Origin of the sequence: Photorhabdus luminescens subsp. luminescens (genome assembly GCF_001083805.1) — a bacterium.
Classification (GTDB): Bacteria; Pseudomonadota; Gammaproteobacteria; order Enterobacterales; family Enterobacteriaceae; genus Photorhabdus; species Photorhabdus luminescens.
The window spans coordinates 26,049-48,511 of sequence record NZ_JXSK01000004.1 but is presented as its reverse complement, the minus strand read 5'-3'; the positions used below and the strand labels follow the sequence as shown (position 1 = coordinate 48,511).

Annotated in this window: 18 protein-coding genes and 1 pseudogene; 8 read left to right on the top strand and 11 right to left on the bottom strand. The window is 43.4% G+C overall.

Annotated features, from left to right (window positions below):
* Positions 1 to 26: 26 nt before the first annotated feature.
* The 3 genes from moeB to TI10_RS11260 form a co-directional block, all read right to left on the bottom strand.
* Positions 27 to 779 carry a molybdopterin-synthase adenylyltransferase MoeB gene (gene moeB / locus TI10_RS11270; RefSeq protein ID WP_049583455.1) on the bottom strand — a complete coding sequence of 251 codons (753 nt, stop codon included), beginning with the start codon at positions 777 to 779 and terminating at the stop codon, positions 27 to 29.
* Entirely contained in the window at positions 779 to 2,020 is a 1,242-nt protein-coding gene (gene moeA, locus TI10_RS11265; RefSeq protein WP_049583454.1) for a molybdopterin molybdotransferase MoeA, read from the bottom strand. Before moeA ends, moeB begins: the two co-directional genes overlap by 1 nt.
* A gap of 226 nt (positions 2,021 to 2,246) precedes the next feature.
* Positions 2,247 to 2,993 carry an SDR family NAD(P)-dependent oxidoreductase gene (locus tag TI10_RS11260; protein WP_049583453.1) on the bottom strand — a complete coding sequence of 249 codons (747 nt, stop codon included), beginning with the start codon at positions 2,991 to 2,993 and terminating at the stop codon, positions 2,247 to 2,249.
* A gap of 337 nt (positions 2,994 to 3,330) precedes the next feature.
* On the opposite strand from TI10_RS11260, the gene TI10_RS11255 reads away from it, so the two are divergent.
* The 3 genes from TI10_RS11255 to yeiB all read left to right on the top strand — a co-directional run bounded on the left by TI10_RS11255 (position 3,331) and on the right by yeiB (position 6,519).
* Positions 3,331 to 4,518, top strand: a complete 1,188-nt coding sequence (locus tag TI10_RS11255; protein ID WP_049583452.1) for a YbfB/YjiJ family MFS transporter — start codon at positions 3,331 to 3,333, stop codon at positions 4,516 to 4,518.
* A gap of 171 nt (positions 4,519 to 4,689) precedes the next feature.
* A complete protein-coding gene (gene folE, locus TI10_RS11250) occupies positions 4,690 to 5,349 on the top strand; it encodes a GTP cyclohydrolase I FolE (RefSeq protein ID WP_049583451.1) in 660 nt (219 codons plus the stop codon).
* A gap of 21 nt (positions 5,350 to 5,370) precedes the next feature.
* Positions 5,371 to 6,519 carry a DUF418 domain-containing protein YeiB gene (yeiB, locus tag TI10_RS11245; protein WP_049583450.1) on the top strand — a complete coding sequence of 383 codons (1,149 nt, stop codon included), beginning with the start codon at positions 5,371 to 5,373 and terminating at the stop codon, positions 6,517 to 6,519.
* Between the two features lie 75 nt (positions 6,520 to 6,594).
* On the opposite strand, the gene sanA is transcribed toward yeiB, so the two are convergent.
* The 5 genes from sanA to TI10_RS11220 all read right to left on the bottom strand — a co-directional run bounded on the left by sanA (position 6,595) and on the right by TI10_RS11220 (position 11,555).
* Positions 6,595 to 7,356 carry an outer membrane permeability protein SanA gene (sanA, locus tag TI10_RS11240; RefSeq protein WP_049583447.1) on the bottom strand — a complete coding sequence of 254 codons (762 nt, stop codon included), beginning with the start codon at positions 7,354 to 7,356 and terminating at the stop codon, positions 6,595 to 6,597.
* Between the two features lie 143 nt (positions 7,357 to 7,499).
* Positions 7,500 to 9,197, bottom strand: a complete 1,698-nt coding sequence (locus TI10_RS11235; protein WP_049583446.1) for an NAD-dependent malic enzyme — start codon at positions 9,195 to 9,197, stop codon at positions 7,500 to 7,502.
* Positions 9,198 to 9,402: 205 nt separating this feature from the next.
* Entirely contained in the window at positions 9,403 to 10,287 is an 885-nt protein-coding gene (cdd, locus tag TI10_RS11230; protein ID WP_049583445.1) for a cytidine deaminase, read from the bottom strand.
* A gap of 141 nt (positions 10,288 to 10,428) precedes the next feature.
* Positions 10,429 to 11,124, bottom strand: coding sequence for a CidB/LrgB family autolysis modulator (locus tag TI10_RS11225; protein ID WP_049583444.1), 696 nt, complete (start codon positions 11,122 to 11,124; stop codon positions 10,429 to 10,431).
* 2 nt (positions 11,125 to 11,126) lie between these two features.
* Positions 11,127 to 11,555, bottom strand: coding sequence for a CidA/LrgA family protein (locus tag TI10_RS11220; RefSeq protein ID WP_049583443.1), 429 nt, complete (start codon positions 11,553 to 11,555; stop codon positions 11,127 to 11,129).
* Between the two features lie 565 nt (positions 11,556 to 12,120).
* Here TI10_RS11220 and TI10_RS25945 point away from each other — a divergent pair.
* Positions 12,121 to 12,375, top strand: a pseudogene (locus TI10_RS25945) (tlde1 domain-containing protein); the annotation flags it as partial.
* A 273-nt stretch (positions 12,376 to 12,648) separates the two neighbouring features.
* On the opposite strand, the gene TI10_RS11210 reads toward TI10_RS25945, so the two are convergent.
* Both TI10_RS11210 and metG read right to left on the bottom strand, forming a co-directional pair.
* Positions 12,649 to 13,131, bottom strand: coding sequence for an Hcp family type VI secretion system effector (locus TI10_RS11210; RefSeq protein ID WP_049583441.1), 483 nt, complete (start codon positions 13,129 to 13,131; stop codon positions 12,649 to 12,651).
* A gap of 560 nt (positions 13,132 to 13,691) precedes the next feature.
* Positions 13,692 to 15,719 carry a methionine--tRNA ligase gene (metG, locus tag TI10_RS11200; RefSeq protein ID WP_049583439.1) on the bottom strand — a complete coding sequence of 676 codons (2,028 nt, stop codon included), beginning with the start codon at positions 15,717 to 15,719 and terminating at the stop codon, positions 13,692 to 13,694.
* 222 nt (positions 15,720 to 15,941) lie between these two features.
* Here metG and apbC point away from each other — a divergent pair, with 222 nt between their 5' ends.
* From apbC to asmA, 4 genes are all read left to right on the top strand, one after another.
* Entirely contained in the window at positions 15,942 to 17,054 is a 1,113-nt protein-coding gene (apbC, locus tag TI10_RS11195) for an iron-sulfur cluster carrier protein ApbC (protein WP_049583438.1), read from the top strand.
* 286 nt (positions 17,055 to 17,340) lie between these two features.
* Positions 17,341 to 17,982, top strand: a complete 642-nt coding sequence (udk, locus tag TI10_RS11190; protein WP_036777923.1) for a uridine kinase — start codon at positions 17,341 to 17,343, stop codon at positions 17,980 to 17,982.
* A 53-nt stretch (positions 17,983 to 18,035) separates the two neighbouring features.
* Positions 18,036 to 18,617, top strand: a complete 582-nt coding sequence (gene dcd / locus TI10_RS11185; RefSeq protein ID WP_036777925.1) for a dCTP deaminase — start codon at positions 18,036 to 18,038, stop codon at positions 18,615 to 18,617.
* 59 nt (positions 18,618 to 18,676) lie between these two features.
* Positions 18,677 to 20,509 carry an outer membrane assembly protein AsmA gene (gene asmA, locus TI10_RS11180; protein ID WP_049583436.1) on the top strand — a complete coding sequence of 611 codons (1,833 nt, stop codon included), beginning with the start codon at positions 18,677 to 18,679 and terminating at the stop codon, positions 20,507 to 20,509.
* 380 nt (positions 20,510 to 20,889) lie between these two features.
* On the opposite strand, the gene TI10_RS11175 is transcribed toward asmA, so the two are convergent.
* Positions 20,890 to 22,461, bottom strand: coding sequence for a TerC family protein (locus tag TI10_RS11175; RefSeq protein WP_049583435.1), 1,572 nt, complete (start codon positions 22,459 to 22,461; stop codon positions 20,890 to 20,892).
* Positions 22,462 to 22,463: the final 2 nt, after the last annotated feature.

Sequence of the window (22,463 nt, the reverse complement as noted above, 5' to 3'; positions counted from 1 at the left end):
CGTATTATTTCTATCAGCGGATAAAATTAACTGTTGCATACTTCGCAATTAGGATCTTTAAGTAATTTAATATCACGAAATTGCATTGTCATTGCATCAAACAGTAAAACCTTTCCGCTGTTAACTTGACCGTATCCGGTAAGGAGTTTGATGGTTTCCATTGCTTGCAATGTACCGATGGTGCCGACCAATGGCGCCATAACCCCCGTTTCTACACATGTTAGATGGTTTTCACCAAACAGTCTGCTCAGGCAACGGTAGCAGGGGGCATCTGGCTGATAAGTAAATGTCGTTAGTTGTCCTTCCATACGAATAGCTGCGCCGGAAACCAGAGGCGTTTTCCTTACCAGACACAGGCGGTTCAGTTGTTCGCGGATCGCCACATTATCCGTACAATCTAAGACAATATCATTCTGGCTGATAAGTTCATTTAGCGCCTGATCTTCCAGTAATCCGTCAACGGTTTTAATCGTGACATGTGGATTTATTGCCCGGAGCGTCAATTGGGCTGAATGCACCTTAGCCATGCCGATACGTTCGTCCCGATGCAGGATCTGCCGTTGTAGGTTCGAGAGAGAAACGGTATCAAAATCCAGTAGTGTTATTGTTCCCACACCTGCTGCGGTCAAATATTGGGATGCTGCGCAACCTAAACCACCTGCGCCGACTATCAGAATCATCGAAGATTTCAATTTTTCCTGACCGTCAAAATCAAACCCGCGTAGAACAATCTGACGGTTGTAGCGTAGGATTTCTGCGTCTGTGAGTTCAATGGTCATTATTCATTTTTCAGTAAGTGATTGAACAGTTCGATTTCAACATTTTCACCAACTTCTACCCGCCCACGTTCACGTTCCAGAACAATGAAGCAGTTCCCCTGACTGAATGAACTAAATATATGAGAGCCTTGATGCCCCGTCGTACAAACTTCTAGTTCACCTTGTTCATTCACCGAAGCAATACCCCGTTGAAAATCCATTCTTCCCGGTGTCTTTTTCAATGGCGTGATGACCTTGGCGCGCATACGCATAGGGGGTTGCCATGCCGTAAAACCGGATAGGCGAGCGATTAAAGGTTGAACTAATTGATAGAAAGTGAGGACGGCTGAAACTGGATTACCCGGCAGACCACAGAACCAGACGTTTTTTAGTTTGCCAAACGCGAAAGGTTTACCCGGTTTAATTGCCAGTTTCCAGAAACAGATTTCGCCTAATTCATCCAGTATCTGCTTGGTGTAGTCTGCTTCACCCACAGAAACACCGCCACTGCTGATGACTAAATCAGCTTGTTGATCTGCTTGTGCGAAAACATGACGTAAAGCTTGGGGATTGTCTGCAATAACGCCTAAATCAATAACGTCGCAATCCAGTTTCTCCAGCATCAGTCGAACGGCAAAACGGTTGGTATCATAAATTTGCCCTTCCTTAAGTGGGTGACCGATAGCTTGCAACTCATCACCTGTCGAAAAAATAGCGACTTTCAATTTGCGAACCACTTCAACTTCGGCGATGCCTAAAGATGCAATCAGGGGTAATTGAGCAGTGGATAATTTGTTACCTGCCGGTAGTACCACCGCACCTTTAGTCATATCTTCGCCAGCCAGACGGATATTCTGACCTTGTTTGGCTGGTTGAGTGAAAACGATGCCGTCATCAGTAATTTCTGCGTATTCCTGCATAATAACTGTGTCAGCATCTGTGGGAATGGGTGCGCCAGTCATAATGCGGATACAAGTTGCAACCGGCCATTCTCCTTGAAAAGGCGTGCCTGCCAGCGCTTTTCCTGCCAGAGGCAGAGGTTTATTGTCATTTAAGTCGGCGTAGCGCACGGCATAACCATCCATTGCTGAGTTAGCAAAAGGGGGCACATTGATGGGAGAGATAATATTTGTTGCCGTGATGCGCCCTGATGTTTGCAGGAGGCTGACGGCTTCTGTATCAGTCAGAGGTGTAACTTGAGTCAGAAGTTTTTCCAACGCCTGCTGCAAAGAGATCAATCCAGAGGTATGACAGTGATCCATAATGATGCTCCCAGATAACGTTTTTTGTTAATGGCATTATGGCAGAGATCAACATATGTGTGAGTGATATTTGACTTTAATGAGTATCGTATATTCCATAAATGCGGCGATATTGGTATCGATTGTCCAAAACGCCGCGACATTGATAAGCATGTAGAGCATTACGGTTAACCTGGCGTCGGAGAATTTGCTGTTGTGATAGCCAGGTTAGAAAGCGAGTAATTGCTTATAAGGTTTGACCACTGTCAACGGTTATGATTTGTCCTGTCATTGATTCTGCGTTTAACAACATTAAGGTTATTTCTGCAACATCTTCTGGCGTTGAAATTCTTTCTAAGGGCAAATAAGTGCAAAGCGTATGCATTTTCTCTTCTCTCCCTTTCCACCATCTTGTTTCAACGGCACCCGGCGCTACGCAGTTAACCCTGACCGATGGAGCCAGCGCCCGAGCTAAGGATTTTGTCAGCCCGTGAACCGCTGATTTGGACGCGGCATAGGGGATACAAGAACCCAGTCCCGTTTCGCCGGCGATACTACCGACATTCACGATAGCACTCCCCGTTCTTGCTTTAAGATAAGGTGCGGCATACCGGCAACAATGAAATGTGCCTTTCACATTAACATCAATAATGGTATCCCAAATATCGCTAGATATGGCATCAAGATCTTCAAATTGAAGTTGTCTGGTTGTCGCCGCGTTATTTACCAGATAGTCGATCCCGCCAAATTTTTCCACGACGGTGTTTATCATTGCCTGCACAGCCGATTCGTCGGCAACATCCGCTTTTATTGTGATAGCTTGCCCTCCATCCTTGATAATGGTTTCTGTTGTTTCCAGAGCTTCAAGTTCACTTTGTGAATAGATCACGGCGACAGCGGCGCCTTGTTTCGCCAGCATAATACTGATAGCTCGTCCTATACCGGTTCCACCACCGGTAACAATGGCTGTTTTACCTTGAAATGCTTGATACATAAAAATGCTCCTCACTCATATTTGTACGTAACATGGCAAATGATATCTCTTATGAACAGGCTTGTTAGTACCATTTTGGCGTTATTGTGCGGAAACCTGGATAATTCAGCTAATGTTGTGCCTTTAGTCTTAGTTAAGGAGAATAAATTAGAGCTGAGCCAGAAGAGATATATATTCTGTTATCCCAGATACTGTAATTAATTGCTTACTGATTTTTTATTTATGGGCAGAAATAATTTACGTTTTTCTGGGAATTTTGTTAATTAAAAGTGTGTTCTGTATTTGATTTCTGTTACAGCTTATGAGAAATAAATTAAAAAAATAATATTTTATGACTATGAACAATTCAACTTCCCCGCAACAAAGTCACCGTTACCTAGCTTTTCATATTGCAATGAGTGGATTCTTAGCGCTGGTCGTCGCTATGGGAATTGGGCGTACTGCCTTTACTCCTCAAGTGCCTTTAATGATCGCAGAATTCCAGTTTAGTCTGACGGGGGCCGGTATCGTTGCGGCTTTTAACTATCTGGGATATCTGGCTGGCTCCTATGATGCAATGCGGGCGCGCCGTTTGATTGAATATCGGCTTTGGGCCGGATTATGGGGAGCGGTGATTATCACGCTGCTCTCTGCGCTACTGTATGGAGCGATATTGCACAGTATCGCCCGTTTTTTTATTGGTTGGGCGAGTGGTTGGACATTGGTATTAGTAGCGTCATGGGCCAATGAACAGTTGGCTAGATTGAATCGTCCTGCGTTGAGTGCTGCCATATTTGCGGGACCGGGAGTCGGGATATTCATTACGGGTATCTTGGCTATCGGTATTCAAGCATGGCAAGTGAGCGCTTCCGAAGCGTGGTTGTTATATGGCATTTTGGCGCTGATTTGTAGTATCTATATTAGTCGGCATTTGCCCCGTAATGGTGAGTTACATCGTTCACAAGCTGAGGTGAAGAAACTGACTTTGACGCCTGTAATTAAGCGGCTGGTATGGAGTTACAGTTTAGCGGGGTTTGGTTATATTTTACCTGCGACTTTTCTTTCGCAGATGGCAAGCGATCGTTTCCCCGGCAGCTTGTTTGCACAGTTTGTCTGGCCGGTATTTGGTGGCGCCGCAGTCATCGGTATTGGTATTGCTATTTTGACCCGTCATATGTTGACAACGCAAATCCGGCTGGCAATCACTTTATGGGTTCAGGCGGTGGGCATTCTTGTTGCTGAGATCATTCCGGGAATAGGTGGTCTAGCATTAAGCTCTGTGTTGGTTGGAGGTGGTTTTATGTGTGTAGTGCAAATGGCTTTTCAGTATGGGCGTGAATTAGCACCAGAACATAGCCGTTATATGGCTGGGTTATTAACCACCGGATATGCTATCGGACAACTAATTGGGCCGATGTTGTCAGCGATTTCTACCGCAATAACCGGGAGATTGGAGCCGGCGTTATATGTCGCATTGATTACCTTGGTCATTGCCGGGTTATTGGTTTGTAATAGGAATAAACCGACCAGTGCAGTACGTATGTAAAAAATTCATATCATTATGAAAAGCTATCACTGGATAATCACCACGTGCTCATTTACAGTGTGTGCAATAGTTGCCTGTTAGTAGTGAGTTGTTTCAGTTATGGTCTTCATGACTCGAATATCTATTTTACTACCCGCCAGATGATGAAAAGTAATGTCTTTGGAGAAAATAATGTCATCCTTAAGTAAAGAAGCTGAACTTGTGCATTCGGCGCTGGAAGCTCGTGGTCTTGAAACGCCTTTGCGTGGTCAGGCGTTGGTGCCGGAAGTGCGCAAAGCGCGTATTGAAGAGCATATGACGGAAATTATGAAACTGTTGAATCTCGATTTGCGTGATGACAGTTTGGCAGAAACCCCCAGTCGTATTGCGAAAATGTACGTCGATGAGATTTTTTCCGGGTTGGACTACAGTAATTTCCCAAAAATAACACTAATAGAAAATAAAATGAGAGTGGATGAAATGGTGACAGTGCGTGATATCACACTAACCAGCACCTGCGAACACCATTTTGTCACCATTGATGGCAAGGCGACGGTTGCCTATATCCCAAAAGATAAAGTCATTGGGTTGTCTAAGATTAACCGTATTGTGCAATTTTTTTCGCAGCGTCCACAGGTTCAGGAGCGCTTGACTCAGCAGATCCTGATTGCATTACAGACACTGCTTGGCACCAATAATGTTGCTGTATCAATTGATGCGGTCCATTACTGCGTGAAAGCGCGGGGCATCCGTGATGCAACCAGCACCACGACGACAACTTCCTTGGGTGGATTATTTAAATCTAGTCAAAATACCCGCCAAGAGTTTTTACGCACGACTCGCCATGTGTAATTTTTACATCGGGATATAAGAATGGCCTGCCAGAGAATTGACTCACTGGATAGTATTCGTGGTCTGGCAATACTGGGGATATTGTTACTCAATATCTCCGGTTTTGCTTTGCCATCCGCCGCTTATTTGAATCCGGCGTATAATGGTTCTGTTTCTTTAACTGATTTGATTGTCTGGTCTGTACTTAGCGTTTTTGTTCAGGGGAAGTTCCTGTGTATTTTGGCCCTCTTATTTGGCGCGACCTTGGAATTACTATTACCAAGGGGCAAAATCTGGAATTATCCACGATTAACGATACTTGCTCTTATTGGAGTGGGACATGGCATCCTATTCTGGGATGGGGATATTTTGCTCTCTTATAGTTTGGCTGGTTTTTTCAGCTTTCAATTGATTAGCCAAAATAGCGCCAGCAGCAAGTTATTTATGCAAGGCGCTATTTTTTATCTGATCGGATTAGCGCTATTGTTTATTCTTGGCTTTCTTTCCCGCGGCGAATCTAATGATGTTTCTTGGCAGACGACGGAATTCCATACGTTATACGAAACATATTGGAAAACGTCTGGTGGATGGTTAGCAGTAAAAGAGCGTTTTAATCAGGTCATATTGATGATGGTCATGCTATTTGTTCAATATGGCTGGCAGCTTATCGGTATTATGTTATGTGGCGCGGGATTAATCCGTAATGGTTGGCTAAAAGGTGAGTTTTCAGCGAACCATTATCGAAATGCGGCGCTATTGCTGATACCACTCAGTGTGGCTGTTCAGACATTCTCTGTCGTGTTCCAATCTGTCCATAATTGGGATTACTTTTGGTCAGGTATTGTCGGTTATATCCTTGCCGAGTTGGTAACGCCATTTCAGGCACTGGGTTATATCGCTCTGATATATGGTTTCTGGCCGGTCATTTCATACTGGCGAATTAATTACTGGCTCAGTCAGGTTGGACGAATGGCGATGAGTAATTACTTGCTGCAAACCTTAATCTGCACCCTGCTGTTTTATCATCTTGGTTTTTTTGGCCAATTTGACCGTTTGGAATTACTTGCATTTATCCTTCCCATTTGGGCGGTGAATATTCTTTTTTCATGCTGGTGGTTGCGCCGTTACCCGCAAGGGCCGGTAGAACAGCAATGGCGTAAAATTACTGCGGTATTGACCCGGTCCGCTTAAACGGGGTTTTATACCCGTCATCTTTCAAGTTGCCTCTTTGTTGGCTGCACTCACTCACCCCGGTCACATAGTTATCTATGCTCCCGGGGATTCGCTCCCTTGCCGTCGCGATGCATCTTGAAATCCATTGGGTATATCTATTTCCTGCAATTCTTCTGGGGTTACGGCGGGGTAATCAGTCATACCTTTCGGTACCTTATACGGAGCGGGAATAGGGATCAACGGGCCTAAGAAACGAGGTTCACGTTTCAGAATATAGAGATCAGTCAGGGCGCCAAGGCGGGCAATGATTTCGCGTAATCGAACGGTAATCATATTTTTAGGTGTCGAAACTGCATAACATTGAGCGGTAATTCCCATATGCATAGCGATAAATAGGGCTCGTTCGCAATGAAATCGTTGAGTGATGATGGTGAAATCATTGGTGTTAAAAACCTTCCGAGTTCTGACTATCGAATCAAGCGTTCTGAAACCCGCAAAATCCAGTACGATATTCGCGGTGGGAATACCCGCTTTTACTAAATCTCTGCGCATGGTTACCGGTTCGTTATAGCTTTGTTGAGCATTGTCGCCACTCAGTAATAAGTATTTAATTTTGTCGCTGTTATAGGCATTAATAGCTCCCTGAATACGGTACATATAATACTGATTTGGGGCGCCAGAGAGGTAATATTTAGCAGTACCAAGTACTATGCCGACTTCACGTTGAGGAAGTTGTTTGAGATCATCAAAGACATAGGGGGCTGTTTTCCAGCTAATCCAGCGGTCAAGTGCAATAGCTGTCAGTATCAGCATCCCTGTGATGAATAACAGACTAGTTATCAGGCGCTTCCACATGCTTTTGCCTTTTTATACACATTAATGACTGAATTTGTTAAAGGCTACTTTACCTGAAATTTCTAAGCAAGTTTTCTCTCTGAGAAAAAGCTTGTTAGTAAAAGTAAACTAACAAGCTTTTTAGGTATTTTTAGCGATACAAATCAGAATGAAGTACGTTTATACATGCGATATTCAGGTTTCCAGAAGTTGCGTTCAATCGCTTCATCCAGTGCGCCATCTGAGGTAACTGTGGCAACGCCCTGTATTTGTGCCTCTTTGGCGACTTGTTTCGCAATTTTGCGTGATACGTCCTGAATATCATCAATAAGCGGCAGTAACGGGCCTTGTCCCTGTTGGGCTAAGGGTGAACAATCCGCCAGTGTTCGACTTGCTGCCATCAACATACCGTCAGTAACCAGTTTGGCCCCTGACGCAATGGCACCCAGACCAATCCCAGGGAAGATATAGGCGTTGTTACATTGAGCGATCGGATATTCTTGATCTTTGTGTTTTACCGGATTAAATGGGCTACCTGTCGCCACCAGAGCGGCGCCATCTGTCCAGTTGATGATATCTTCTGGACGGGCTTCAACGCGAGAAGTTGGATTCGATAACGGCATGACGATTGGACGTTCACAGTGTTTATGCATCTCACGGATGATCTCCTCTGTAAACAAGCCTGACTGACCTGAAACACCAATCAATACTGTCGGTTTAGCATTACGGACAACATCGAGCAGCGAGATGGCATCGCTGTTTACATCCCATTTAGTTAATGAGTCGCTTTTCTGTACCAGCTTATTCTGGAAGTCCAATAGATTTGGCAATTTGTCTGTCAATAAACCGAAACGGTCAACCATGAAAATACGGGCGCGAGCCTGTTCTTCACTTAAACCTTCTGATTTCATCTGGGCGACGATCTGTTCTGCAATGCCGCAACCGGCGGAACCCGCGCCAAGGAAGGTAACTGTTTGATCTTTCAATTGACGGCCAGCCGCGCGGCTAGCGGCAATTAAGCTACCTAACGTAACGGCGGCGGTTCCCTGAATATCATCATTAAAGCAACAAGTCTCGTGGCGATAGCGGTTAAGTAGAGGCATGGCATTTTTTTGGGCAAAGTCTTCAAATTGCAGCAGCACATTTGGCCAGCGGCGCTTAACGGCTTGAATAAATTCATCTACGAATTCGTCATACTCTTCACCGGTGATACGCGGGTGACGCCAGCCCATATATAACGGATCATTCAGGCGCTGTGGGTTATTGGTGCCGACATCCAGGACGACTGGCAGCGTATAAGCCGGGCTGATACCACCGCAGGCGGTATACAAGGAGAGCTTACCGATAGGGATACCCATACCGCCAATGCCTTGGTCGCCCAAACCAAGGATACGTTCACCGTCGGTAACCACAATGACTTTGACATTTTGTTTGGTCGCGTTTTGCAGCATGTCATCAATATGGGCTTTGTTTGGATATGAGATGAACAGGCCGCGGGCACGGCGGTAAATATCGGAAAAGTGCTCACAAGCTTCACCAACGGTTGGTGTGTAGATGATTGGCATCATTTCGTTCAAATGTGCATCCAGCAGGCGGTAGAACAGGGTTTCGTTAGTGTCCTGAATATTTCGCAGATAAATGTGCTTATCTGCGTCATTTTTAAAGTCAAGATACTGTCGATAAGCACGTTCAGCTTGTTCTTCGATGGTTTCGACCGCTTCCGGTAATAAACCGTGAAGATTAAAGTTGCTGCGTTCTTCTTCAGTAAAAGCGCTGCCTTTATTCAGCAGGGGGAATTCCAACAGAATTGGGCCGGCATAGGGAATATATAGTGGACGTTTACTTTCGTGTTCCAGTTCCATGAATCTTACTCTTTGAACTAAATGGATAATAAGGTTTAGTACAGATCCTAAGAGATAGGAAAAATATGTACAGTAAATGTTACTTAATTAGAGGTATTATGAGCTAAAATGAGAGATAACATCCAGATTTGGCTAATAAAATGTTACGGTAATTGTTTTTTATAGCGGAAAACCCTCTATCTGCATAGAGGGTTTTCCGCTAAATTCAGAAAGTGTAGTAATCAAATTTGCTGCAACCGAGCGCAGCAAGTATGGATTGAGTCGCACTCCGTTGGGATAAATCGCAGTGTTTTCCCTCAACCAACACGGCTCTGTCGATAGCCAGGCAATCACCGCCAGAAATGTTCATCAGAATCAGCGCTGCTTGTAATGGCGGTAAGCTTGGGTTAAATGCGGCATTTTCTGCATAACGCCCAGGATAAATTTTTCCATCTTTTCCTAAAAGCGCGGTACCACTGTAGGAATTACTGTATGGAGCATAGCTCTGGTTTGCTGCATCTAGTGCAGTCAGTACTAATTTATCCGTGGTTTCTAGTTTATAACCATGATTGACCGGGTCCATCAACAAAGTCTTAATGCCCAGATCGTTTGGGCCAAAAGAATCTGGCAGATAATGACCTAATGTTGAATGTACCTGCTTTGGCAGGTGAATCTCTAATTGGGCGCCACTATTAAGTTCATTCATAAATTGACGACAGTGGCCGCACGGAGAGTAGTTCACAGTAACAGACGCCAGTTTTTTCTCGCCCAATAACCAGGCGTGAGTAATCGCACATTGTTCTGCATGGATCGTTTGCTGTAGTGGCACGCCAGCAAACTCCATATTCGCGCCAAAATAGAGGTTTCCGCTTTCACCGCGGGCAATGGCGCCAACATTAAAATGGGATATTGGTGTTAGGGAACATGCCGCTGCGAGTGGCAACAGGGCAACAGCCAGGGTGTTATCATCAAAACCGCAGGAGTTCTTAATAGATTCAGCTTGCTCAGCAGTAAGCATAGCAGGAAAGTCATTGTTCCCTGCGTAAGGTAAAAGAGCATCCTGTAATTTAGCGGGTAATTGTACCCAGATAGGGTGAAAACGAGCTTGCATAGTGTGATCTCCGAATTAACTTAAGATCATTCTAAGTTGTCTGATTAGATTTGTAATGTGATTAATGTCATATAGATGGGGGAGACTTATGCAATTGAAGTTGGTAATTAAGCGATTAATATCAAATTTCCTAAAGATAAACTAGCTAAATAGGTATAGCAGCACCGGGAATACAAAGGGGGCTGTTAGTGAAGTAATGATACCGCAGGTCATCAATGCCAATGAGCTGTATGCGCCTTCAACAAAATTGACCTCTGCACAGCGGGCAGTACCTAAAGCATGTGATGCCGTTCCCATTGCCAGGCCGCGGGATGCTTTAGTTTTTACCTGTAACAGATCGAACAGGTTGTGACCAAATATTGCTCCGAAAATGCCGACAAAAATGACGCAAGCAGCACTGATTGCAGGAATACCGCCAATGGCATCTGCTACTGCCATTGCTATTGGTGTTGTGACGGATTTAGGCAGTATCGAAGCGGCCATTTCAGGCGTTGCGCCCATCCATAAGGCAATGGCGGTGCCTGTCACCATAGCGACAATACTGCCGATAAAACAGATGCTGATAATGGACTTCCATTGGGCTCGGATCTGATGTAGCTGCTCATATAAAGGAAATGCTAGCGCAACCACGGCGGGTTGAAGTAGATCATTTAGAATTCGGCTGCCGGCAAAATAGTGTTCATAAGAAGTGTGGGTTATTAACAATATTGGAATAATGATGGCGATAGAAACCAATAAGGGGTTCAGTACGGGAATTTTGAATCGTAATGAAAGTTTTCTTGCGGTGTAGAATACAATCAATGTTAATGGCAGCGACCACCAAATATGACTTAACATTTTTATTTCTCTTGTTTCTGTTGTTCACTCTTAATTTCTGAGGCGGAACCCATAATTGGACGTTCACGATGAACATAGTGGGAACTGTAAGCAACGATAATCATAACAACTACGGTACTGATCAGGCATGAAAAAACAATTGGAATTATCTGTTGGCTGAGTTGATCGTAATAATTCATCACACCCACACCGATAGGCAGAAACAATAAAGTCATATTTTTTAGTAAAAAACTACAACCTGGTTTTGCCCAATGAACAGGAATGAGCTGGAAAGATAATAAAACGAACAAGATCAACATGCCGATAATACTGCCGGGAATAACGATGGGTAATAGGGAAGAAATGGCATTACCTGTCAGCAAACACAAATAAATCAGAACAAATGCTCGCAGGTACTGCCAACCAATAATCAGTACTTCACGAAACGACATAACAAAATTCCTAATTCCGGTGAAGTATTCATCATACAATTAACTTTGGGAATGTGCCATCCTTTCCTTCGAAAGGATGACAGAAATTTCGGCGGTTCTGGATTACAGCCCCGATAAAATGATTAGCAAGATTGGTAATGTGTGGTTTGATTTAATATGAGGTTTTCTAGAAAAAAGTGAACTTTATGGTAGCGTTGAAGTCCAACCATACGAAAACATACGCTATGGAAAAAATAGTAATTTAATCAATTGCAGGTTGGAATACAACTCGCAGATATATTATATGGGAATAACCATGCAAATTTGTAGGATGAATTATAACGACCTGTCCGATAATGGACGAAAGGCTAAATTTCATTGTTATGGCGTTGGTATATTTGACGTTTTCTCTGGTCAAGATCCATAAGTCAACAAGTCTGAATGTTCTTACATTGAGAAATCAGCAATTCCTCCAGGTCAGTATTGGATTGTTGATCGTCCGGTTGGTAGCATAGCGAACCAAGTCAGAGGCACAGCTCTTGATATGATTCATGGTACTAATCATTCTCAATAGTTTGGGTTATATAGTTTTCAGACAATGAATGATTATATATTCGTGAACGGTGTTCGACGCGGTGCATTTCGTCTTCATCCATTGCGTCCGAATGGTAGCGGCGAGTCTTGGGGATGTATCACCTTTTATCGTGTTTCTGACTTTAATATCGTGCGAAACGCTCTGCTCCGTACCCATAAGTTTAAAGTACCCGGCAGCTCATTGATGGCATACGGTAGAGTTGATGTTATGGGGAATACAAATTTTGGTGCGTGTAAAGTTTCTTAGCTTATTGGGTTATTTACTATGCCTGTTGATCGCACTGCTAGCGTTCCGGTTCATTACTCCATTAAACTTGGCTGTTTATCAGGTGTACCGCATGGTAGAACGTTTCCTGAACAGTATAAATTTGGGTTGGTTAGGAGGCAATTACGAGGATAGCTGGGTTGAATTTTTTATAGACATCTTTGTACTTTTAATAATAGCTCTAATTATACACAAAATCGCCAGTCGGATTTTTAATAGACTTCGATAAAATGCCGGATATTCCGGCGTTATTTCTTAGCGCTCTTTCCATGAATCAGAGTAAATAATATTACCATCAAGGTATTTCCACGTAATTTTCTCGTATCTAATTTCAACGGATTCCAGATGATTAAGGTGTTGATAAGACGGGTCTTTTATATTGTGCATTACTGGAGAAATTGAAACAATTTTCACTCCGCTCATAAGGATATGGAAATATTCCTCTTCCTGACCTGTGTTGTTTATTCTGTACCACTTGATATTAGCAGATTTTAACGTCTGTCCAGTGGCAACAGCTTTATAAAGGTATGGAGATGCCCGATCAAATTCTTTTTCGAAACTCATTGAACCATGTACGCGGGTACCTGTTAGTTTTCCTGTACTACTATCAGTGGGAATATATAGACTATGGTTAAAACTCAGGATTTCAATGCTACCCTCGCGATTTTGTACATCGACAGATCCCTTAATATCTGCACCACCATCATCTTGCAACCATATATATGCCGGTATGGCCATACTAACCTCCTAATAATTTTCCTACACATTGATTTACTTCAATTCCATTCTAAATTCGATGATAATTTAACTGAATTATCTCGCTATAACTAGTGATAATTTCATTAACTACTTTGAACTTTACTTTCTATTGAAGAAAATCCAAAGTGGATACTGGAGATGGAAATTTTCCATGTCACATATAATTAACCAATAAAAGAGGATCGAAACTAAGGTACGGTAGTTGATTTGTTCAACACAAAACAGCTAAAAAATCCAAGTGCAGGTCTATCTTCTATCGGCCCTTGTTCGACGATTAACGAAAAAGTTTGCCCAGAAAATCGATTCTTAAGGCACAAGCAGGATACCCGTCGCCTCAGTAATAGTCCCTACTGATAAGCAGCAAGTATTTTGAAATGAAGACTCTAATTTACTGGCAGCTTTCACTCCTTGCTTGCTGGCATGTTGAAAGTGAAGCTCTGGGTAAATCCAAGATACAAGGATGTCAAAGCTCACATTAAAAAAAGCGGGGATCATTGCTGATCCCCGTAGGTAAAGATATTAATGAAATAAATTGGCTATTATTTCACTTGCATACCGGGTTGTGCGCCGCTGTCTGGGCTGAGTAAGAAGATATCTTTTCCACCGGGTCCGGCTGCCATAACCATCCCTTCCGAAATACCAAAGCGCATTTTGCGTGGCGCCAGGTTAGCGACCATAATAGTTAAACGGCCTTCCAGCGCTTTTGGATCAGGATAACTGGAGCGGATACCAGAAAATACCTGGCGGGTTTCGCCGCCAAGATCCAACATTAGTTTCAGCAACTTATCTGAGCCTTCGACAAAATCCGCCTGTTTAATCAGGGCAACGCGCATATCAACTTTGGCGAAATCATCGAAGGTGATAGTGTCCTGAATCGGATCTTCCGCCAGTGGACCGCTGACTTTCTGTGGTGTGTTGATGCTCTCTTTAGATGCCGTAACCATCGCGTCCACTTTATCCATATCAATGCGATTGAACAGGGCCTTAAAGGCAGAAATTTGATGATCCAACAGCGGTTGTTCAATACCATGCCAGGTAAGTTCTGTATTTAAGAAAGCTTCTGCGCGTTCTGCCAGACTTGGCAAAACGGGTTTCAGGAAAGTCATCAAAACGCGGAACAGGTTGATGCCCATTGAACAGATAGCTTGAAGATCTGCATCACGGCCTTCTTCTTTTGCCACCACCCACGGCGCTTGCTCATCCACATAACGGTTTGCCAAATCAGCCAGCGCCATGACTTCACGGATGGCTTTACTGAATTCGCGGTTATTAAACTCTTCCGCAATCACCTTTGCCCCATCAATAAACTGTTGGTAAAGCGCCGGATCAGCCAGCTTATCCGCCAGCTTGCCGTTAAAGCGTTTATTAATGAAGCCTGCATTACGGGAGGCCAGGTTAACAACTTTATTAACGATATCGCTGTTAACACGCTGAACAAAATCTTCCAGATTCAGATCGATATCATCAATGCGAGCAGAGAGTTTGGCTGCATAGTAATAACGCAAACAGTCTGCATCCAGATGATCCAAGTAAGTGCTGGCTTTAATAAAAGTACCACGGGATTTGGACATCTTCGCACCGTTGACGGTGACATAACCGTGAACAAACACGTTGGTTGGCTTACGGTAACCGCTGCCTTCCAACATAGCCGGCCAGAACAGGCTGTGGAAATAAACAATGTCTTTACCGATAAAGTGATACAGATCGGCGGCGGAATCTTTTGCCCAGAATTCATCAAAGCTCAGATTTCCGCGTTTGTCACACAGGTTTTGGAAAGAACCCATATAGCCAATGGGAGCATCCAGCCAGACATAAAAATATTTGCCCGGCGCATCAGGAATTTCAAAACCGAAATAGGGGGCATCACGGGTGATATCCCACTGTTGTAAACCGGATTCAAACCATTCCTGCATTTTGTTAGCAACTTGTTCCTGTAATGCGCCGGAGCGGGTCCAGGCTTGCAACATGTTGCTGAATGCGGGTAGATCGAAGAAGAAGTGTTCTGTTTCACGCATTTCTGGCGTCGCGCCGGAGACAGCTGAACGTGGGTTGATCAGTTCAGTTGGGCTATAGGTTGAACCGCAAACTTCACAGTTATCGCCATACTGGTCTTCTGACTTACATTTCGGGCAGCTACCTTTCACAAAGCGATCCGGCAGAAACATATTTTTCTCAGGATCGTATAACTGAGAAATAGTACGACTCTTAATATGGCCGTTTTTCTTCAGTTCGAAGTAGATTTTAGTTGAGAACGCTTGGTTTTCTTCGCTATGCGTAGAGTGATAGTTATCATAGCTAACTGAAAAGCCAGTAAAATCCTGATGATGCTCTTGGTTCACCGTTGCGATCATCTCTTCAGGAGCAACCCCCATTTGCTGAGCTTTCAGCATGATTGGAGTTCCATGAGCGTCATCGGCACAGATAAAGTGAACCTCTTTGCCGCGCATTCGCTGAAAACGGACCCAAATATCTGCCTGGATATGTTCCAGCATGTGACCGAGATGGATTGGACCGTTAGCATATGGCAACGCGCACGTCACCAATAATTTTTTTGCGACTTGAGACATAATAAGGATCTGACTTCCAATAAGTGAAAAAGGGAGTTTGATGTTAACCGATCAAAAAAATTGTCGCTAGGGTAAGACTTCATCTTAGTGAGTTTTGTTGGATAAAAACTGAATCGGTGAACGGGAAGCGGGTTTTTGTCGCTAATCTTATCCGAACGCATTGGGTTCTGTTATTATGGCAAGATGGTTTTTCGCTAATTGATAATCATCAAAGGAGCCGGGATGAACTCACAATCCCCCGAGCAGACCAATCCTGACCTGCTGAAATCTCAGGTAACAAAAATACTTGCTGCTTTTACCCATCCGACGCTAGAACGTGATTTGATAACGTTGAAGGCTTTACATCACTGTACGATGCTTGATGGCGTCTTGCATATTGAGTTGCTCATGCCGTTTGTCTGGAAGCGTGGGTTTGAAGCATTGAAAGAAGCGACAACGGAAACATTACGGGCGGTAACCGGCGCAAAATCGGTGGCGTGGAAATTGATCCATGATATCAGCACATTACGTCGCGCTAATGATCTGCCGGGAATTAATGGCGTCCGTAATATTTTGGCTGTCAGCTCGGGTAAAGGCGGGGTGGGTAAATCCAGCACTGCCGTAAACCTAGCGTTGGCGTTAGCTCAGGAGGGGGCAAAAGTTGGTATTCTGGATGCCGATATCTACGGCCCTTCTGTTCCGAGTATGTTGGGAACTTCCAAAGAGCGGCCGACTTCCCCGGACGGACAGCATATGGCGCCGATTATGACGCATGGTCTTGCCACTAACTCTATTGGTTATTTAGTAACGGATGATAATGCAATGGTGTGGCGTGGTCCGATGGCTAGCAAAGCATTGATGCAGATGTTACAGGATACATTATGGCCGGATCTTGATTATCTGGTTATCGATATGCCGCCAGGAACCGGTGATATTCAGCTCACTTTGTCACAGAACATCCCGGTAACGGGGGCGCTGGTGGTAACAACGCCTCAGGATATTGCCTTAATTGATGCAATGAAAGGTATTGTCATGTTCCAGAAAGTGAAGGTACCGGTACTGGGTATTGTTGAAAATATGAGTGTACATATTTGCGGCAATTGTGGTCATTTGGAACCTATTTTTGGTACGGGTGGAGCAGAAACATTAGCTGCTAAATATCACTGTAAATTATTGGGACAAATCCCTCTGCATATTTCACTGCGTGAAGATCTTGATCGTGGTCAGCCAACGGTTATCAGTAATCCTGATAGTGAATTTACCGATATTTATCGCGAAATTGCAGCAAATATTTCAGCTCAGATGTATTGGCAAGGTGAGAAGATACCAACAGAAATTTCGTTCCGTGCTGTTTAATGCGGGTAGTTGATTGATGATAACGGGTGGTGGATGCTTTCATTGCCCGCTTTTTATATGGGGAGATTTTGTATGGAGAAATTTTGCATGGCGAGAAGTATGCTTGCCCGATTTCTCTTGTTAGGATTTCCTTCGTTACATGGTTTTTATGCGAAACGCCTCGAAAAAAATGAGACTTATCTCGTTTACACTGGAACAGATACCATTAACTCCCTATAATCTCGCCAAACTTAGCGCTCATAAGTGCTTTGTTCCCATTTTTTTCTAGAATCAGGTTATCGCTATTATGGCTGACGAAGCATATCAGTGCACAATTGTAGGAATTTCCGGTGCATCTGCCTCAGGTAAAAGTCTCATTGCTAATACACTTTATCGTGAATTACGCGCTCAGGTTGGTGATCACAATATCGGTATTATACCAGAGGATTGCTATTATAAAGATCAGAGCAATCTATCAATGGAAGAGCGTTATAAGACTAATTATGACCATCCAAGCTCAATGGATCACAATCTGCTGTTTTCTCACCTGCAAGCGCTGAAAATGGGTGAATCAATTGAATTACCGCAATACGATTATGTTGCTCATACTCGTAAACCAGAAGCGATTCATTTTGCACCGAAAAGGGTTATTATTCTGGAGGGTATTCTGTTATTGACTGATAAGCGCTTGCGTCAGGAGATGGATTTCTCTATTTTTGTTGATACGCCGCTGGATATTTGCCTTATGCGTCGTATTAAACGGGATGTACATGAACGGGGACGCTCTCTGGATTCGGTTATTGAGCAATATCATAAAACTGTGCGCCCAATGTTTCTGCAATTTATTGAACCATCAAAGCAATATGCAGATATTATTGTACCGCGCGGAGGTAAAAACCGAGTAGCGATTGATATATTGAAAGCCAAAATTGGTCAGTTCTGCGAATAATAAAACTTTGCTTGTCAGACATTGATAAGCATCATCGTATTTGAGAGGAAATAATGCGACTCTGTGACCGCGACATTATTAAATGGCTTGATGAAGGTAAATTGGTCATTGCTCCACGTCCGCCGATTGAACGCATTAACGGGGCAACTGCTGATGTGCGCCTTGGGAATCAGTTTCGTGTTTTCTGTGGTCATACTGCGGCATATATTGATTTGAGTGGTCCGAAAGATGAGGTCAGCGCTGCGCTTGATCGCGTGATGAGTGATGAAATTATCCTGTCTGACGATGAGGTTTTTTTCCTCCATCCTGGCGAGTTGGCACTGGCTGTTACGCTGGAATCCGTCACATTGCCAGACGATTTGGTGGGCTGGCTTGATGGCCGTTCTTCTCTTGCTCGCCTTGGGCTGATGGTGCATGTGACAGCACACCGGATTGATCCGGGCTGGCATGGTCAGATTGTTCTCGAATTCTATAACTCCGGTAAATTGCCTCTGGCGTTACGTCCGGGTATGGTCATTGGGGCTTTGAGTTTTGAGCCATTGTCTGGTTCCGCTGACCGTCCATATAACCGTCGTCAAGATGCGAAATATAAAAACCAACAAGGTGCGGTGGGTAGCCGTATTGATGAAGATTAATATTTTTATCGGTTGTTGAGTTGCATTGACTGTTTTTGACAAAAAAAGCTGAGGAAGTCATGAAGAGATTACTGACGACACTGATTATTTTGCTGGTTGTAATTATTACCGGTCTGGCAGCATTAGTCATGTTAGTAAATCCGAATGACTTTCGTGCTTATATGGTCAAGCAGGTGCAAAAGAAGAGCGGCTACCAACTCGTCCTGCAAGATGGTATGCGCTGGCATGTCTGGCCAAAACTGAGCATCATTTCCGGGCGTATGTCATTAACGGCGCCAGGAGCGGCGCAGCCAACAGTGACGGCGGAAAATATGCGTCTTGATGTGGAGTTGTGGCCGCTTCTTTCTCATCAGCTTGCCGTTAAAGAGGTGATGTTGAAAGGGGCGATATTGAGAGTCACCCCGGAGAGTCAGCCTCAGAAAAAAGAGAATACTCCTATTGCGCCAACAGGGAGTACAGCCAATCCTGTTGCGAAGGATGAGGGTTGGAAGCTTGATATCGCCAGAATTAAAGTCGCAGATAGTTTGCTCATTTGGCAGCGTGGTGAGCATGATCAGTTAAATGTCCGCGATATTAATCTGCTTATGGCGCGGGATAACCAAAACCATATCAGCGTGGAGTTAAGTAGCAAAGTCAGTAAGAATCAGCAAGACTTGGCTTTTAATCTTAGCGCTGATGTCGATATTACTGATTATCCCTATCGTGTTGCTGGCAATATTGACTCTTTTGATTATCAACTCCAGGGCGCAGGTATACCTACGGGAGGAATTAGTGGTTCAGGAAAAGTACATGCTGTTTATCAAAAAGAGACGGCAGATGGACCGCAAATAATTTCTTTACAGACGCTAAGTTTCACGGCTAATGAGAGTGAACTGCACGGCAGTATAAAAGCAATGTTGGGGGCTCACGCGGATTATCAAATAGATTTATCTTCCCAAAAACTGAATTTAGATAATCTGATGGGATGGGACTTGCTTTCTAAAGAAGGCTCAGAGGTTAAGCGTTATTACCGGATGGAGAATAGTTCAGCTAAACCTGTGATCGCCGTTTCAAGCCCTGCTCAGCCTGATTATAACGCTGCATTTCTAAATGATTTTAATGCTAATGTGACTATTAATGCGGATAAATTTGTTTATCGAGGAATGGAGATCGATAATCTGATATTGAAAGCGACAAGTAATAGTGGTATCGCTGAAATTTCTACGCTGAATGGCAAATTATTTGGTGGTGATTTCTCTATTCCGATTTTTTTAGATGCAACGGGTAATCAACTTAAGTTACACGCAAAACCTTTACTGAGGAATATAGAGCTGGAGCCGGTACTCAAAGCGTTTTCTTTACCACCGGCATTTAGTGGTAAATTCAATCTGAATGGGGATCTTTCTGGTAAAGGATATGATGGTTATGCTATTTCGCATATTTGGCAGGGTGATCTTAATTTCAGTTTAGTTAATGCCAAAATGTATGGATTAAATATCCCCCAATTAATCCAGCAATCCGTTGCTCGTGCAACGGATAAAGTGAATATCCCTGATAATATGGATGACTTTACCCGTGCCAAAAAGCTTGATGTTAAAGCGGTACTGAATCGAGGTGATATAAAAATCAGCCGACTTCATGCGGTATCCGATCTGCTAAATATTGATGGACAAGGTAAGGCTAATCTACTTAAACAAAATGTTGATGTCGCTTTAAAAGTACAGATAACACAAGGATGGGGCAAGGATAATGAATTGGTTAGTCGTCTGCGAAAAATGAAAGTACCGCTGCGGGTTTACGGTAATTGGAGTAATCTGCAATACAACTTGGATATTGAGCAACTGCTACGTAATGAGTTAGAGGGCAAGGTAAAACAAGTTATTAACGATTGGGTTGAACGTAGCAGTAATTAGCTGTATTAACTCATGCCTGATTTGACCGCTCAATTCTGACAGTTGATTATTATGCTTAATCAAATGTTTAAATGAATGCTTATAGTTGTCTAAGCATAGTTGCCTGAGCAGTCAATTTCAGTACAAAGGTGGGTTTGCGATTGTGAGTTAAATTTTAATAATTGCTAACATCTCTTCATTTTCTTCACTTATGCCGACTTCAACAAAGCCAAAACTGGCGTAAAAGTTTCTTGCCACAGCATTGCTTGACTTATAACAGATTTCTATTTCTTTTAATTCATTTAAAAAATCCCGGTACAGTTTAAACTGACCGGGCTTTTTTTTGTTTCAGAGGAAAAACTCAGTGATGGCAAATACGATTAGTGATCAATAACACAGAGTTATTCTTTATTTTCTTCCTCTGACGCCAGAGGAGTAATTTTTACCTTATTAATTCGGTGACTGGTCACTTCCAGCGGTTCAAACAGATAATTATCAATCTGTAATTGTTCACCTTGTTGTGGAATATGTTGTGAATGTTCCATCAACAAACCTGCCAAGGTTTGATATTCACGCTTTTCGTCCAATTGCAAAGGGACATAAAGGATCAAATCATCCAGCGGCATATAACCATTGGCAATCCAGCCGCCATTTTCAGTCGCTTGAATATCATGGCGGGCATCAGTTTCTTCGCCGTCTACCGGCAAATTACCGGCGATAGTTTCCATTACGTCGGTCAAAGTCACCACACCTTCCACAGAACCAAATTCGTCGACAACAAATGCGAAGTGAGTTTGTGCTTGGCGGAACTGCTCCAATGCTTGGAGTAGTGAAAGCTGTTCAGGGAAAATCAGCGGTTGTTTTATCAGCGAGTGTAAATCAAAAGGCTGTTGGTTGAGTTGTTGATTCAATAAATCAATAACATGAACAACACCTAATGGTTCGTCACTGATATTTTCGTCTGTTACCACAATGCGTGTATGAGGACTTTTACTCAGTATTTGCGTCAGATTTTCGGTTGGCGCATGAATATCAAGGTATTCCACGTCGTGACGGGAAGTCATGATACTGTTAACGTTACGCTGCGCCATGCCCAGAACTCTGGCAATCATTTGACGTTCTTGTGGATCAAACACTTCCTGATTATCAGAAATCAGATTGGATGTATGATTGTCCAATTCTGCCTTTTCATGCTTACCACTAAGGATACGTAAAACGGCTTCCGCTGTTCTTTCACGTAGTGAACGGGAAGCAGTAAGAAATCTGCGGCGGTTAAACTGAGCAAATTGGTTTAAGGATTCAATCATAATGGAGAAGCCGATAGCGGCGTACAAGTAACCTTTGGGGATGTGATAACCAAAACCTTCGGCTACCAGACTGAAACCGATCATCAACAAGAAGCTCAAACAGAGAATAACGATAGTCGGGTGAGCATTAACGAAAGTGGTCAACGGTTTACTTGCCAGTATCATCAGGAACATCGCAATGGTGACTGCCGCGATCATGATACCGATGTTGTCTACCATACCAACAGCAGTAACCACCGAATCTAGTGAGAATACAGCGTCAAGGACAATTATCTGAACGACAACTGTCCAAAATTTAGATGTTTTACGTTGTTGTCCTGAATGGATATCTTTACCTTCCAGCCGTTCATTGAGCTCCATTGTCGCTTTAAACAGTAAGAAAAGACCGCCTAACAGCATAATCAGGTCGCGGGCGCTAAATGGATGTTCCCAAAGCGTAATTAATGGATGAGTTAGCGTTATCAGCCAGGAAAGACTAAAAAGCAGTACGATACGCATCAGTAACGCACAACTTAGACCTGTAATTCTTGCTTTGTCTCTTTGTTTTTCAGGAAGTTTATCTGCCAGAATGGCAATAAAGACCAAGTTGTCGATTCCGAGGACAATTTCTAGAACGATAAGAGTAACCAGTCCTGCCCATATCGTCGGATCAGCGATCCATTCCATAC